Consider the following 14,450-nt stretch of genomic DNA (forward strand, 5'->3'; position numbering starts at 1 on the left):
ACTACAGTCGTGGGACATGAAGTTCCCAGACCTTTCCACCCTCCGCGACCGCCGTACCCGCAAGTGGACCGTGCACGACGAGCACGTGCTGCCGCTGTTTATCGCCGAAAGCGACTTCCCCACCGCCCCGCCTGTGAAGGCGGCGGTGCTCGACGCCGTCGAACGCGAATGCCTCGGCTACACGCCCGCCCCGCGCGCGCAGTGCCTGGCAAAGAACGTCTCCGAGTTTTACGCCCAGCGCTACGGCTGGCGCCCGGACCCTGCACGCATCTTTACTGTCCCCGACGTGGTGCGCGGCGTGTTGCTGGCCATCGAGCACTTCACCGAAGGCGACGTCATCGTGCCCGTGCCGGCGTACTTCCCCTTCCTCGAGATCGCCTCAACCGCGGGGCGCAATCGCGTGGACGTCGGCAGCGAGGGCGGCCTGGACCTGGCAGAGGTCGAGGAGGCGTTTCGCAACGGTGCCGGCTCCATTATCGTGACCAACCCGATGAACCCGTGGGGCTACATCTTCAGCCGCGAGGAGCTCGACGCGATCTGCGACATCGCGCGCCGCTACGGGGGCCGTGTCATCGTTGACGAGATCCACGCCCCGATCGTCTACGAGGGCAGCCACGTCTGCGCCGCCGAGCACAACCCGGACGTGTGCATCACGATCACGGCGACGTCGAAGGCCTGGAACGTGGCAGGCCTGAAGTGCGCGCAGATACTCTTCTCCAACGATGAGGACGTGGCTACCTGGAACGCGCTGTCCGACATCACGAAGGAGGGCACGGGCACGCTCGGCATCGTGGCGGCGGAGGCCTGCTACGCACACGGCGCCGAGTACTTAGACCAGCAGGTCGAGCAGCTGCGCGCCAACCGCGACTGGCTCGTCGAGGAGCTACCGAAGCAGATCCCGGGCATCACCTTCCCCGTCCCGGAGGCGACCTACCTGCTGTTGGTGGACTTTTCCGGCACAAAGCTCACCACCGAGACCCCGGCCGAATGGCTCTTGGAACACGCGGGCGTGGCGCTCAACGAGGGCACCAGCTTCGGGCCCGGCGGCGCGCACAAAGCGCGCCTAAACTTCGCTACCTCGCCCGAGATCCTGCAGGAAGCCGTCCGGCGCATGGCTGAGGCAATCAAGCTACTGTGAGGAAGCATGAACGAAAACGACAAACTTCCTACCCCGCAGGCCACCGACTTCTCCACTCCCACCCCGGCCGCCGAGCCGTGGGAGCGCCCTGATCCGGAGTGGTACAAGGACGCAGTATTTTACGAGGTGCTGGTCCGCGCTTTCTTCGACCCGAACGGCACCGGCTCCGGCACCCTCCAGGGCCTGGAGTCCAAGCTGGACTACCTGCAGTGGCTCGGCGTCGACTGCCTCTGGATCCCACCGTTCTACGATTCGCCGTTGAAGGACGGCGGCTACGACATCCGGGATTTCCGCAAGGTGCTGCCGGAGTTCGGCACGGTGGAAGACTTCGTCTCCCTTATCGACGCCGCCCACCGCCGCGGGATCCGCATCATCACAGACTTTCCGATCAACCACACCTCCGACCAGCACCCCTGGTTCCAGGAGTCTCGCCGCGACCCGTCGGGCCCGTACGGGGATTACTACGTGTGGTCGGATGACCCGGAGAAGTACGCCGGGACCCGCATCATCTTCATTGACACCGAGGAGTCCAACTGGACGTTCGACCCGGTGCGCAAGCAGTACTTCTGGCACCGCTTCTTCTCCCACCAGCCTGACCTGAACTACGACAACCCGGCGGTCCAGCAGGAGATTTTGGACGTCATCCGCTTCTGGCTGGATCTGGGGATGGACGGCATCCGCCTCGACGCCATCCCGTACCTCTTCGAGCGCGAGGGTACCTCCTCGGAGAACCTGCCGGAGACGCACGAGTTCATTAAGAAGGTCCGCGCGTTGTTCGACGAGGAGTACCCGGGCCGCTTCCTGCTCGCGGAGGCGAACCAGCTCCCGGAGGAGGTCGTCGCCTACTTCGGTGAGGGCGAGGGTGACGAGTGCCAGATGGCGTTCCACTTCCCGGTCATGCCGCGCATCTTCATGGGGATTCGCCAGGAGCTGGCGCAGCCGATCGTCGATATCCTGCGCGAGACGCCGCCGATTCCCGAATCCGCGCAGTGGGGCATGTTCCTGCGCAACCACGACGAGCTCACGCTGGAGATGGTGACGGACCAGGAGCGCGAGTTCATGTACCAGAACTACGCGTTCGAGCCGCGGATGCGCGCCAACGTGGGCATCCGCAGGCGCCTTGCTCCGCTGCTGGGTGGGCACCGCGGGCGCCTGCAGCTGGCGCACGCGCTGCTGCTGTCCCTGCCCGGTTCGCCGTTTTTGTACTACGGCGACGAGATCGGGATGGGCGACAACATCTGGCTGCCTGACCGCGACGGTGTGCGCACCCCGATGCAGTGGTCGAACGACCGCAACGGTGGCTTTTCCAAGGCGGATCCGGAGCGGCTCTACCTGCCGCCGGTGCGCAACGACCAGTACGGCTACGACATTGTCAACGTGGAATCCCAGATGAAGCTGGAGAACTCGCTGCTGCAGTGGGTGCGCCAGATGATCATGATCCGCAAGCAGTACCGCGCGTTCGGCCGAGGCTCCTACATCGAGGTGGATCACGCAAACCCGCAGGTGTTGGCGTTTATCCGCGAGTATGAGGGCGAGCGAATCCTGTGCGTGCACAACATGTCTTCGCGCCCGCAGGCCGTCGAGATGGACCTGTCGCACTACAACGGCGTGGTGCCTCGCGAGCTGACCGGCGGCGAGGAGTTCCCGGCCATCGGTGAGCTGCCGTGGCTGAGCACACTCGCGCCTCATGGCTTCTTCTGGTTCGATATCTCCTAACATTGGTCACATGATTGATATTGCTGCGCAGCGCTTCTACGGCGCGAAGTCCGAGCCGGTCGACGCCATCGACGTCGTCGCCTCGGAAGATGTCACCTCCCCCACCACCGGGGAGCACTTCACTTGGCAGATCCTCGCGGTGCACCACGGCGGCACGGTCGACCATTACCAGGTGTTTGTCGACGCCACCGGCACCCACGACGTTCTGCACACCCCCGAAGGCGCCGAGGCCTACCTGGCCAACGTCGCAACATTTGGCGCGGTGGAGGGCACCATCGACTCCGCAGGCGCGCGCCCGCTCGGGGCCGAGCAGTCGAACACCTCGCTGGTGGTTGGCGAGCACATCGTCAAGGTGTTCCGCCGCCTCGAGGACGGGCTGAACCCAGACGTTGAGCTGCTGAGCCAGATCGCGGACTGCCCAGCGGTCGCCGCGGTGCGCGGCTACGCCACCCGCGACGGCCAGACCCTTGCGATGCAGCAGGACTGCATCGTGGGCGGCACCGACGGCTTCGTGCTCGCCACAGGCGGCACGCTCGACACCAGCGGCACCAAGGCGCTCGGCACGGCGATCCGCCAGGTGCACACCGCGCTCGCCGAGGCCTTCCCCACCGAGACCGCCAGCCCGTCGTCCCTGCGCACACGGCTCACGCACCACTTGGACTCCTACATCCAGCGCGCGCCGGTGCTCGAGCAGTACCGCGAGCGCATCCTGAAGCTCTACTCGCTTCTCGACGCCAGCTCCGCCGCCACCGCCACGACACCCCTGACCACGCAGCGCGTCCACGGCGACCTCCACCTTGGACAGACGCTGAAGACGGATTCCCAGTGGTTCCTCATCGACTTCGAGGGCGAGCCAGCCCGCCCGCTGCAGGAGCGCCGTCTGCCGGATCACCCACTGCGGGACGTGGCTGGGATGATCCGCTCCTACGGGTACGCCGCGGCTGTGGGCGGGTTTGACGCTGCCTGGGAGCGGGAGCACGTCGAAAAGCTGTTGGAGGGTTACGGCACTGCCCCCGCGAGCGAGGACCCGGTTCTTGCAGCATACGTGGTGGATAAGGCTGCGTACGAGGTGGTGTACGAGGCAAACAACCGCCCAGATTGGGTGGAGATTCCGTTGAGGGCGATCGAAACACTCGTATAAACGTCTCACAGAATGGAAAAGATTTCCCATTTTTTCGCTGTGTGTTGTACTGTGTGGCAATGGACCACACACAGAACGCTCAAACGGGCACGAAACAGGGGAACTCCACCCAGGCGGTCATCGTCACCGCGCTGGCACTGTTTTCCATGTTCTTCGGTGCCGGCAACCTGATTTTCCCACCAATCCTGGCCGTCCAGGCAGGCGATAACTTCTGGCCTGCCATCCTCGGCTTCCTCAGCACCGGCGCCCTGCTGCCGGTGCTGGCGGTCATCGCTATTGCCCTGTCCGGCACGAACGTGCGCGACCTCGCGCAGCGCGCCGGCAGCATCTTCGGTGTCGTTTTCCCGGTGCTCGCCTACCTGTCCATCGGCGCGTTCTATGCGCTGCCACGTACCGGCGCGGTGTCGATGGAAACGGCCATCACCCCGCTGTTCGGTGTGTCCGGCCTGTTCGCCTCGGGCGTGTTCAACGTCATCTTCTTCGGCATTGCCCTGGCGCTGAGCTGGAACCCGAACACCATCATGGAAAAGCTCGGTAAGTTCCTCACTCCGGCGCTGGTCATCCTGCTGGTCGTGATGATCGCCGTTTCGCTGTTCCGCTGGGACGTAGAGCCTTCCGCCCCTTCGGAGCACTACCAGTCCGGCCCGTACCCGACCGGCCTGCTGGAGGGCTACCTGACGATGGACTCCATCGCCGCGCTGGCCTTCTCCATTGTTGTGATTTCCACGCTGCGTTCGAAGGGCTTCCCTGAGGGCAAGAAGCTGGTCAACGGCACCATCGCAGCTGGCGTCGGTGCGGGCGCGCTGCTGGCACTCATCTACGTCGGGCTGGGCATGATCGGTCGCGTGATGCCGGACTCCGACCAGTTCGATAACGGCGCAGGCCTGCTGGCTGAAGCCTCCAACCTGACGATGGGCCAGGCTGGCCAGGTCATCTTCTCACTGATCGTGCTGCTGGCCTGCCTGACCACCGCAGTCGGCCTGATCACCGCGACCGCAGAGTACTTCTCCACCGAGTTTGGCGGCGCCTACCGCACGTGGGCGGTCATCTTCACCATCGCCTCGATGGTCATCGCGACTCAGGGCCTGGACTTCGTGATGACGATTGCCGCGCCGGTCATCGGCTTCCTGTACCCGCCGGCCATTGCCTTGATCTTCGTCACCCTGGTCGAGCCAGCGTTCAAGCGCCGCCTGACTTTCCGCTGGGCGTTCTTCCTGCCGATCTGGGTTGCTGTGGTCTGGTCCGCAATCGAGACCTTCATTTCCCTGGGCTGGGGTGCAGACGCCCTCTCCCCACTGGTGACGTGGGCACCGCTCGACTCGGCGGGCCTCGGCTGGGTCCTGCCGGTGGCTGTCGCGTTCGTCATTGGCCTGGTCGTGGACCTGGCCCGCCCGAAGCAACACGCGGAGGCCGTCAACGCGTAGTGTGGGGCCATGTCTCTCCCACTCTCACTGATTGATTTTTGCACCCGATACTCCGGCGAGTCCGTCGCCGACGCAATGCAGCGTTCCGTTGCATTCGCGCAGAAGGCGGAATCGCTGGAGTATTCGCGTATTTGGTACTCAGAGCACCACAACATGCACAGCATTGTCTCCTCGGTGCCCTCAGTGCTTATTGCCCACATCGGGGCGAAAACCGAGCGCATTCGGCTCGGCGCGGGTGGCGTGATGCTGCCGAACCACTCCCCGTACGTGGTTGCGGAGCAGTTCGGAATGCTCGAGGAGCTCTACCCGAACCGTATTGATCTCGGGCTTGGCCGCGCCCCGGGCACCGACCAGCAAACGCTCGGCCGGGCGCTGCGGCGCGACCCGCGGGCGGCCGAGCACTTTCCGGAAGACGTGCTCGAGCTACAGGCGTGGTTGAGCGACAACTCCCCGCTGGCCGGGGTGACCGCCGTGCCGGGCGCAGGCACCAACGTGCCGCTGTACATCCTCGGCTCCTCGATGTTCGGCGCGTCGCTCGCAGCGAAGCTCGGTCTGCCGTACTCGTTTGCCTCCCACTTCGCGCCCAACATGCTGGAGCAGGCCACGGCGTATTACAAGGAGAACTACGAGCCGTCCGAGCGCTACCCGGAGCCCTACTGCATCGCGGCCGTAAACGTCACCGCCGCGGACACCGCCGAGGACGCCGAGCGCCAGACCCACCTGGTGCGCCGCAACCGGGTGCGCGCCATGATCGGCCGCCGCGGCACTGTGCTCAACGACGAGCAGCTCGACGAGGTTGTGCGCTCCCCGCAGGGCCAGCAGATCATCGGCATGCTGCGCTACACCGCGGCCGGAACCGGCGAGCAGGTCCGCGACTACCTCACCGGCTTCGCGGAGACCGCGCACGCGGACGAGTTGATGATTTCGCTGCAGGCGCCAACGCATGAAGAGGCGCTGCGTTCGATGGAAATTCTCGCAGGAGTCTGGGACCGCTAGACTCTACACTCATGCATTTCAGCACCCTGTCGCGCGGGCTGGTGGCGTCCACGCTCGGCGCCGCGCTTGGGATGAGCCTCGCCGCGTGTGGCCCCGCGGCGCCGCGGGAGGATGTGGTCGTCGCAACGCAAGGGCCCCCTGCGGGCCTTGACTTCACCTCCATCGGCGGTGCCGCCGCACCCCAGGCGCTGATGGGCAACATCTACGAGACGCTCGTGCGTATCGACGCCAACGGCGAGCCCCAGCCGTGGTTGGCGACCTCGTGGCGCGTGAGCGACGACGGCACCGTCTACACCTTCGACCTGCGCGAGGGCGTGACCTTTTCCGACGGCTCTCCCTTCGACGCCAGTGACGCCGTCTTCTCCATCAACTACGTGAAAGACTCCTGGGTCAACGGCATCAAGGAGAATATGGACCCGGTCGCATCCGCCCGCGCGGTGGACCCGCGCACGCTCGAGGTAACGCTGAAGGCACCGAGCGAGCAGTGGCTGTGGTCCATGGGCACGATGACGGGCGCGATGATGACGCCCGACTCCGTAGGAAGACTCGCTCGAAACCCGTTGGGCACCGGGCCGTACACGCTGCGCTCGTTTGAGCCCGGCCACTCGATTGCCTTCGACCCGCGGCCCGACTACTGGGGCACCCAGCCGGAAAGCGGCGCGATGATCCGCTACTTCGGCGACGCCATCGCCGCGGTCAACGCACTGCGCGTCGGCGATGTGGACGTCGTGTGGGCGATGCAGGCGCCACAGCTACTCGACGCCCTGCCAGACGACATCACCACCGCAGTCGGTACCACCAACGGCGAGGTGATCTTCAGCATGAACAACAAGGCCGCACCCTTCGACGACGTCACCGTACGGCTCGCCGCCGCCTACGCCATCGACCGTGACGCGCTCAACGCGGTGGTCTACAACGGGCTTGCCACCGACACCGGCGGCGCCCCCGTCCCACCAACCGACCCATGGTTTACCGGCACCAACTACTACCCCTTCGACCCGGACAAGGCACGGGAGCTGCTCGCCGGACGCACCCCTGAGGTCACCATCGAGGTGCCCAGCCTGCCATACGCACAGACCGCCAGCGAGCTCATCTACTCCCAGCTTCGCAGCGTCGGCTTCCACGTCACGCTGCACACCGTCGAGTTCCCGGCGGTGTGGCTGAACAAGGTGCACAAGCAGCACGACTATCAGGCGTCGATTATTTCGCATGTGGAGCCGCGCGACATGGTGCACATGTTCGGCAACCCGGACTACTACTTCGGCTACGACTCCGCGCACGCCCGCGAGCTCATGGCTCAGGGCGACCTGCGGGCCGCGGTGGACACCATCATGGCCGACGCCGGGGCGCTCACCCTGGTCAACGCGCCGAACATCGTGCTCTACGCGCCGGGCGTGCACGGGCTTGACCCGAACGTGGTCACCGATTCCCTGCCACTCAACGAGGTGCGCCGATGAAACACGTTGCGTCAACGCTGCTGCGGCTGCTCGCGCTGCTCGCCGCGGCCAGCGTGGTGATTTTCCTGCTGCTGCGCGCCATCCCGGGCGACCCGGCGCGCATCGCGCTTGGGCTCAACGCCTCGGATGAGGCGGTGGCGGAGCTGTCCCACTCGTTGGGCACAGACCGACCGCTGGTGGCTCAGTATGTGGGCTGGATCGCGGCGATGCTGCGCGGTGACTTCGGGGTGTCGCTGGCCAGTGGCGCAGACCTGGGCCCGGTGATCTGGCAGCGCGCGGGGGTCTCGCTGGTGTTGGCAGCGGCTGCGATGGTGCTGTCGCTAGCCATCGCGCTTCCTGTCGGGATCTGGCTGGCGCGGCGAAACAGTGCGGTGCTGTCGGGGCTGACGCAGCTGGGCATGGCGGTGCCGAGCTTCGTTGTCGGCATTGTGGCCGTGGCGGTGTTCTCGGTGCGTTTGGGCTGGTTGCCTGCCAACGGGTGGGGCACGGCGGCGCACGCGGTGTTGCCGGTGCTGTCGCTGACCGCCGTGCAGACGGCGATCCTGGCGAGGTATATCCGCACCGCGGTGTCCGAGGAGCTCGAGCGCGACTACGTGCGCACCGCGCGCTCTACCGGCGCGAGCATGACGCAGGTGGTGCGCGAGCACGTGCTTCGCAACGCCGCACTGCCGGTGCTCACGGTGGTGGGGATCCAGCTGTCCGCGCTGGTGGTCAGCGCCGTGGTTGTGGAGCAGGTCTTCGCCATCCCCGGCCTTGGCTCTTTCCTGCTGGACTCGGTGCGAAACCGTGATATCACGGCGGTGCAGTCCACGATGATGCTGCTGGTGGCGTTTACGCTACTGGTCAACGCGCTCGTGGACATCGCCTACGGGGTCGTTGACCCGCGTGTCAGGAGGGCGAAGTGAATCCGAAACGAGTTGCCGGATGGGCAACCCTGGGGGCGATCCTGTTCGTGGCGGTGCTCTCCCTGGTGTGGACGCCCTACGACCCGCTGCAGGCCATGCCGGCGCAGCGCCTCGCCGCGCCAAGCGCCACGCACTTGCTCGGCACCGACGAGCTGGGCCGCGACCTACTCTCGCGCATCATGATGGGCGCGCGCTACACCGTTGCTGCGAGCGCAGGTGCCGCGGCGCTCTCCCTGCTCGTGGGGGTGCCACTCGGGGTGCTCGCGGGCATGCGCCGCTCCTGGACGGAGTGCACCGTCATGGGCGGCAGCGACGTGCTCATGGCGTTTCCGGCGCTGCTGCTGGCCATCGCGTTGACCGCTGCATTCGGCGCCAGCATGTGGATCGTGGTGCTCGCCCTTGGCATCGCGGGTATCCCCGGGTTCGTCCGTGTCTCGCGGGTGGCCACGCTTCGCGTGATGTCCCAGGACTACATCCTGGCCGCGCGCCTGAACAAGGTGCCTGGGATTATGGTGGCGTGGCGCCACGTGTTGCCGAACATCCTGCCGGTGGTCATCACCCAAATCGCGGTGGCGTTTTCCATGGCGGTGCTGGCCGAGTCGGGCCTATCCTTCCTCGGCTTCGGAGTGCAGGCGCCCTACGCGTCCTGGGGCCGGATGCTGCAGGCCAGCCAACCCTACCTGGCCACAGCCCCGCACCTTGCGCTGTGGCCGGCGCTGGCCATCGCGCTGACGATTCTCGCGTGCAACGTAGCAGGAGGCCACCGTGATCAACGTTTCTAACCTCCGCATCGAGGGCCTGCTGCACGGCATCAGTTTCACGCTCGAGCGCGGCCAGCGCCTGGGCATCATCGGCGAGTCCGGCTCCGGCAAGTCGCTCACGGCGCTGTCCATCATGGGGCTGACGGACCTCCCGGCCGAAGGTTCCATCACCGTCGACGGCGTCGAAATGATCGGCACCTCCGAGCGGACCCGCCGCCGCGTGCGCGGCTCTCGCGTCGCAATGGTCTTCCAAGAACCCATGACGGCACTCGACCCCCTGAAGAAGATCGGCAAGGTCGTGCCGCGGCACCTGCTGCAGGAAGTCGGCGTCGACCGCCCCGAGGCTTACCCGCACGAGCTCTCCGGCGGGCAGCGCCAGCGCGTGCTCATCGCGCTTGCCCTCGCCGGCGACCCCGATTTCTTGCTTTGCGACGAGCCCACCACCGCCCTTGACGTCACCGTCCAACGCCAGATCTTGGACCTCATCGACGCCGTGGTCCGCCGCCGCGGCATGGGGCTGCTGTTCATCTCCCACGACATGCCGGTGGTCAAACACATGACGAACGAGGTCCTGGTGTTTCGCGCCGGGGCAATCGAACCTGGCGACAGCCCCTACTCGCGCGCACTGCTCAACCCGGCGCTGCCCACGCTCGCGAATGCGCCGCGCGAGGTTGGCGGGCCCGTGGTCACCCTTCGCGACGTGACTGTCACCCGCGGCACCACCAAAGCCCTTCGCAACGTGAACCTGGAGGTCCGCCAGGGCGAACGTATCGGCATCGTGGGCGGTTCTGGCTCCGGAAAGACCACCCTCCTGCACGTCATCGCGGGTCTGCGAGGCGTCGACTCCGGCGAGGTCCGCGTTGGTGGCGGCTGCCAGATGGTGTTCCAGGACCCCTACTCTTCCCTGGACCCGCGGATGCGGGTCGGGGCGTCGGTGGAGGAGGCGGGCGTCGATACGCGGCGGGCCCGCGAGGTGCTTGCCGCGGTGGGCCTCGAGGGCACCGAGCGACGCTTGCCCCGCGAGTTCTCCGGCGGGCAGCGCCAGCGCATCTCTATTGCCCGCGCGACCGCCGCCACCCCCGATATCCTGCTTGCGGACGAGCCCGTCTCCGCCCTCGACGCCACCCTGCGTAACCAGGTGCTCACCCTGCTCGACGAGCTCGCCTCCACCCTCGTGTTCGTCTCCCACGACCTCGGCGTGGTGCGCGCGCTGTGCCCGCGCACGATCGTGATGCACGAGGGCGAAATCGTGGAGGAGGGCCGCACGCAGGACGTCCTGCGTAATCCGCAGCACGAATACACGCGGCGCCTCATCGACAGCATGTTTTAGGCGCTACTGTGGGTGGGTATGAAGATCGTAGTAGTTGGTTCCATTAACGCAGACCTCACCGTCAACGTTGCCCGCCACCCTAACCCGGGCGAAACACTCCTGGGCGAAGGCGGCGGGCTCACCGCCGGCGGCAAGGGCGCCAACCAGGCGTGCGCAGCCGCGAAGCTGGGCGCGCATGTGGCGCTGGTCGGCGCGGTTGGTAAGGACTCGAACGCGGCGCCGGCGCTCGCGCTCCTGGAGGTCGCGGGCGTGGACCTCACCCACGTCGAGCAGAAAGAGGAGGTCACCGGCCTGGCCGTGATCACCGTGGCCGCCGACGGCGAGAACACCGTCCTGGTCGTGCCCGGCGCGAACGCCGAGGTGGACGCGAACCACGTTGAGCGCCACGTCGCCGCCATCGAGGACGCCTCACTCGTGTTGCTGCAGGGCGAGATCCCCGCGGACGGCTTTGCCAAGGCGGTCGAGCTGGCGCAGGCCCACGGCGCGCGCGTCGTCATCAACCTGGCACCAGTCGTCGAGGTGGATCGGGGGGCGTTGCTCGCCGCCGACCCGCTGCTCGCCAACGAGCACGAGGCCGGCCTCATCCTCGAGCAGCTCGGCGTCTCCCCGCAGGAGACTCCGGAGCAGCTGGCCCAGCAGCTTCTCGACGCCGGCTTCGCCTCCGTCGTGCTCACCCTCGGCGCGGCCGGGGCGCTCATCGCCGACGCGGAGGGACTGCGCCCGGTGGCCACGCCGCGTGTGGAGGCCGTCGACACCGTCGGCGCTGGCGACGCGTTCGCCGGCGCGCTGTGCCACCGACTCGTCGAGGGCGACACGCTGGATGAGGCCGCGAAGGTCGCGGCGAAGGTCGGCGCAATCGCGGTGACCAAGCCGGGTGCCCAGCCCTCCTACCCGAGCGCCGCCGAGCTAGACGCCTACGATTTCTAGCAACTTGCCCAGCACGGCCTCGCCGTGTTTGCGCAGCCCGTCGTGCTGCATGTGGTCGTTTTCCCACACGTTGATGCCGAGTGCCTCGGCGGTCTCGAGGGAGAACTGGCGCGGCACGTACATATCCTGCGTATAGACGGCCGCCGCGGTCCGAATCCCGTGGTCGGCTGCGTTGAACCCTGCAGCCCCGGCGTAAAGGTTGGGCCAATCGTCCTTGGCCGCCAGCTCGTGCGCTGCCTGTTTGAAGGGGCGCAGCGCCGGGTCCTCGTCGAATTGGAACGGGAAGACGTGCTCGCCGGTGAGCAACCCTTCGCCGGCGCCGAAGCCGGGAGTGCGCTCGGCGACGCGCTGCGCCGACCACGCGGTCGCACCCGGTACGGTACCGCCGTAGATGGATTCGTGGATCACCCCGTAGAGCGGGCCAGACTCGTAGCTGACCAGCGCGCCGATCTGCGCAAGCACGTCCGTGCGCATCGCACCATTCGGGTGGAAGGGGGCCTCGAGCAGCGCCGCGATCGTGCCTGCGCCGCCCTCCTGCCCCAACAGCGTGCCGATGGTCCGGAAACGCCGCGCGCTCAGCCGCTCCCCGGTTGGCAGGAACTCCTCGCGCTGCTCGAGGTGCTCGCACACCTCCGCGATGCGCTCCTGCGCCCACGGCACTGCCTCGAAGAGCTCCTCGTGGCGGGCCCGCACGGTGGCGAACGTCGCCTCGTACACCTCGTCCACGCCCCTGCTGATCGAGGGCAACCCACCCGTAAACAGCGCCGCACGCAGCGAGTCCGGGTAGCGCAGCATGTAGTGCACCAGGCAGAACCCGCCGAAGGACTGGCCCAGCACGTCCCACTGCGCCAGCCCCAGCGTGCGGCGCAGCGCTTCCGCGTCGTCCACGATGACGTCGGCGCGAAGACGGGTGAAGTCGATGGTGGCGTCGCCAAGCATGGCGCGATCGATGCGGGAGGAGCGGCCCGTGCCGCGCTGATCCAGCAGCACCACCTGGTAGCCGCGCTTGGTGGCGTACTCGATCCACTCGAAGCGCTCGCGTGGGCTCGGGAAACCTGGGCCGCCCTGGAGGAAGAGCAGCGCCGGCGCGTCCTTCGCGGTCGTGGCGCTGCGCACGATGCGCGCGAACAGCTGCACCCCCTCGCGCTCGAAGGGGACATCAACGCAGTGGAGAGAGGAAGCAAACAGAGACATGGCCCTCATGCTATACCCCCACTAGCATTGGGAGCCGTGACGCAACCACTGTTTTTTCATTCCCAGCACAATCCGGCCCACGGAGGCATCCCAGTTGTTGCCCCGTGGTTCGCACAGACCCTCGGCGAGCAGATGCACGGCTGGGCAACCAGCCTCGAGTGGCAACACGACGGCGACACGATGCGCGTGAGCCACGACAACTTCCACCTCGTCTTCCGCAGCCAGCTTGACGACGCCCGCTCGCGCTTCGAACTGACCATCACCAACGGGGCGACCACCCCGCGGCCCGTCCAGATCGCGCTGCACCCCTACTGGGCCTGCGACGCGGCAACCGCGGAGCTCTCGGGTGTCCAAGGCTCCCGCTTCCTCGACAAAACCGACGGCGAGTTGAAGACGGTGGAGGGCCCGCTGCGCTTCGGCAACGAAACCGACGCCGTGATTGCCGGAGCGACCAGCGCCGTCCTCCGCGACGCCACGCGCGAGCTCACGTTTACCTGCACCGGCACCGACCACCTCGTGGTGTGGAACCCCGGCCCCGACGTCTGCCGCGACGCCGAGGACCTCGGCGACGACGACTGGGCGCACTTCGTGTGCGTGGAGCCAGCGCTGCTCGGCGAAGACCGCCGCGGCGTGACCCTGATCCCGGGTGCTTCCGCGAGCATCGCGCTGGAGGTCGCCGTTGCAGCCCTACCCTGAGTACCACCTCCTCGCCGCTGAACGGCCGTGGTGGCGCGCGCTCATAGAGGCGCTGCTGCTCGTAGCGTTCTTCCTCACGCTGACGCTGGCTGCCTTCTTCTTCCTGGACGCCACCGGCGACATGGAATCTCAGCTGGCCATCGTGCTCAGCCTTGCGCTGACGCTGCCGGCGGCGTTCCTCGCAGCACGGGTGGCCGGACGCGATCCGGCGCTGCTCGTCAGCGTGGCGGGCCGCGTGCGCTGGCCAATCGTGCTTCGCAGCAGCCTGGTCATGCTGGTACTGTTCGGCCTGACCACGCCGTGGGAAGACATCGACCTCACGCCAATCCTGCTGATGTACGTGCTCATCACGCCGTTTCAGGCGGCGTCGGAAGAGTTCATGTTCCGCGGCGCTATCCCCCAGATCGTCGGCACGTGGGTGCGCTCGCCGTGGGTGGCGTACGCGGTACCGGTCATCCCCTTCGTGGCGTTGCACGAGTACAACTGGATCGGGTTGACCGACATCCTCGTGTTCACCATCTGCGTCTCCGCCCTTGTCTGGTACACCGGCGGACTCGAGGCCGCAGTGGTGATGCACGCGTTTAATAATATCTCTGTTTTCTTCATCGAACCCGACGCCAGCCCTACCGAACTTGATTGGGTTGACCTCGCGTTTTCCTCCGCGTTCACCATCGGTACGACGCTGCTCCTCCTGACTATCAACCGCCGAAAACGTCCGGACCCAACTAGCCATATCGTCCCGGATGCGGTTAACTAAGAGACTCA

Annotated in this window: 13 protein-coding genes; 12 read left to right on the forward strand and 1 reads right to left on the reverse strand. The window is 66.7% G+C overall.

Annotation, left to right across the window (positions count from 1 at the left end):
• Positions 1–16: 16 nt before the first annotated feature.
• Genes BJP06_RS08355 through BJP06_RS08400 form a run of 10 tightly spaced genes read left to right on the forward strand, consistent with a single transcriptional unit; the run spans position 17 to position 11,795 of the window.
• Entirely contained in the window at positions 17–1,138 is a 1,122-nt protein-coding gene (locus BJP06_RS08355; protein WP_071573533.1) for a MalY/PatB family protein, read from the forward strand.
• 6 nt (positions 1,139–1,144) lie between these two features.
• Entirely contained in the window at positions 1,145–2,854 is a 1,710-nt protein-coding gene (treS, locus tag BJP06_RS08360; RefSeq protein ID WP_070362071.1) for a maltose alpha-D-glucosyltransferase, read from the forward strand.
• Between the two features lie 10 nt (positions 2,855–2,864).
• Complete coding sequence (locus BJP06_RS08365) at positions 2,865–3,995, forward strand: phosphotransferase (protein WP_071573534.1); 1,131 nt, start codon at positions 2,865–2,867, stop codon at positions 3,993–3,995.
• Between the two features lie 59 nt (positions 3,996–4,054).
• A complete protein-coding gene (gene brnQ / locus BJP06_RS08370) occupies positions 4,055–5,419 on the forward strand; it encodes a branched-chain amino acid transport system II carrier protein (RefSeq protein ID WP_071573594.1) in 1,365 nt (454 codons plus the stop codon).
• 9 nt (positions 5,420–5,428) lie between these two features.
• A complete protein-coding gene (locus tag BJP06_RS08375) occupies positions 5,429–6,415 on the forward strand; it encodes an LLM class flavin-dependent oxidoreductase (protein ID WP_071573535.1) in 987 nt (328 codons plus the stop codon).
• A gap of 11 nt (positions 6,416–6,426) precedes the next feature.
• The gene (locus tag BJP06_RS08380; RefSeq protein ID WP_071573536.1) at positions 6,427–7,872 is read left to right on the forward strand and encodes an ABC transporter substrate-binding protein; all 1,446 of its coding nucleotides are present in this window, start codon (positions 6,427–6,429) and stop codon (positions 7,870–7,872) included.
• Entirely contained in the window at positions 7,869–8,777 is a 909-nt protein-coding gene (locus tag BJP06_RS08385) for an ABC transporter permease (protein ID WP_071573537.1), read from the forward strand. The genes BJP06_RS08380 and BJP06_RS08385 overlap by 4 nt, the downstream gene beginning before the upstream one ends.
• The gene (locus tag BJP06_RS08390) at positions 8,774–9,559 is read left to right on the forward strand and encodes an ABC transporter permease (RefSeq protein ID WP_071573538.1); all 786 of its coding nucleotides are present in this window, start codon (positions 8,774–8,776) and stop codon (positions 9,557–9,559) included. Before BJP06_RS08385 ends, BJP06_RS08390 begins: the two co-directional genes overlap by 4 nt.
• Positions 9,543–10,868, forward strand: coding sequence for an ABC transporter ATP-binding protein (locus tag BJP06_RS08395; protein ID WP_071573539.1), 1,326 nt, complete (start codon positions 9,543–9,545; stop codon positions 10,866–10,868). The genes BJP06_RS08390 and BJP06_RS08395 overlap by 17 nt, the downstream gene beginning before the upstream one ends.
• 18 nt (positions 10,869–10,886) lie before the next feature.
• Positions 10,887–11,795: a ribokinase gene (locus BJP06_RS08400; protein WP_071573540.1), complete on the forward strand. Its 909-nt coding sequence runs from the start codon at positions 10,887–10,889 to the stop codon at positions 11,793–11,795.
• On the opposite strand, the gene BJP06_RS08405 is transcribed toward BJP06_RS08400, so the two are convergent.
• Positions 11,775–12,989 carry an alpha/beta fold hydrolase gene (locus tag BJP06_RS08405; protein ID WP_070975093.1) on the reverse strand — a complete coding sequence of 405 codons (1,215 nt, stop codon included), beginning with the start codon at positions 12,987–12,989 and terminating at the stop codon, positions 11,775–11,777. The two genes, BJP06_RS08400 and BJP06_RS08405, sit on opposite strands and share 21 nt — an antisense overlap.
• 36 nt (positions 12,990–13,025) lie before the next feature.
• Between BJP06_RS08405 and BJP06_RS08410 the strand changes: the two genes are divergently transcribed.
• Both BJP06_RS08410 and BJP06_RS08415 read left to right on the forward strand, forming a co-directional pair.
• On the forward strand, positions 13,026–13,685 hold the full coding sequence (locus tag BJP06_RS08410; protein WP_070478029.1) for a hypothetical protein: 660 nt from the start codon (positions 13,026–13,028) through the stop codon (positions 13,683–13,685).
• Positions 13,669–14,442 (forward strand): CPBP family intramembrane glutamic endopeptidase, encoded by a 774-nt coding sequence (locus BJP06_RS08415; protein WP_071573541.1) that lies wholly within the window; start codon positions 13,669–13,671, stop codon positions 14,440–14,442. The genes BJP06_RS08410 and BJP06_RS08415 overlap by 17 nt, the downstream gene beginning before the upstream one ends.
• Positions 14,443–14,450 lie beyond the last annotated feature (8 nt).

It is taken from the genome of Corynebacterium sp. NML120713, assembly GCF_001875735.1.
GTDB lineage: Bacteria > Actinomycetota > Actinomycetes > Mycobacteriales > Mycobacteriaceae > Corynebacterium > Corynebacterium pseudogenitalium.

Coding starts and splice junctions, on each gene's coding strand:
- BJP06_RS08355 (WP_071573533.1), top strand. CDS start 17: ATGAAGTTCCCAGACCTTTCCACCCTCCGCGACCGCCGTACCCGCAAG.
- treS (WP_070362071.1), top strand. CDS start 1,145: ATGAACGAAAACGACAAACTTCCTACCCCGCAGGCCACCGACTTCTCC.
- BJP06_RS08365 (WP_071573534.1), top strand. CDS start 2,865: ATGATTGATATTGCTGCGCAGCGCTTCTACGGCGCGAAGTCCGAGCCG.
- brnQ (WP_071573594.1), top strand. CDS start 4,055: ATGGACCACACACAGAACGCTCAAACGGGCACGAAACAGGGGAACTCC.
- BJP06_RS08375 (WP_071573535.1), top strand. CDS start 5,429: ATGTCTCTCCCACTCTCACTGATTGATTTTTGCACCCGATACTCCGGC.
- BJP06_RS08380 (WP_071573536.1), top strand. CDS start 6,427: ATGCATTTCAGCACCCTGTCGCGCGGGCTGGTGGCGTCCACGCTCGGC.
- BJP06_RS08385 (WP_071573537.1), top strand. CDS start 7,869: ATGAAACACGTTGCGTCAACGCTGCTGCGGCTGCTCGCGCTGCTCGCC.
- BJP06_RS08400 (WP_071573540.1), top strand. CDS start 10,887: ATGAAGATCGTAGTAGTTGGTTCCATTAACGCAGACCTCACCGTCAAC.
- BJP06_RS08405 (WP_070975093.1), bottom strand. CDS start 12,989: ATGTCTCTGTTTGCTTCCTCTCTCCACTGCGTTGATGTCCCCTTCGAG.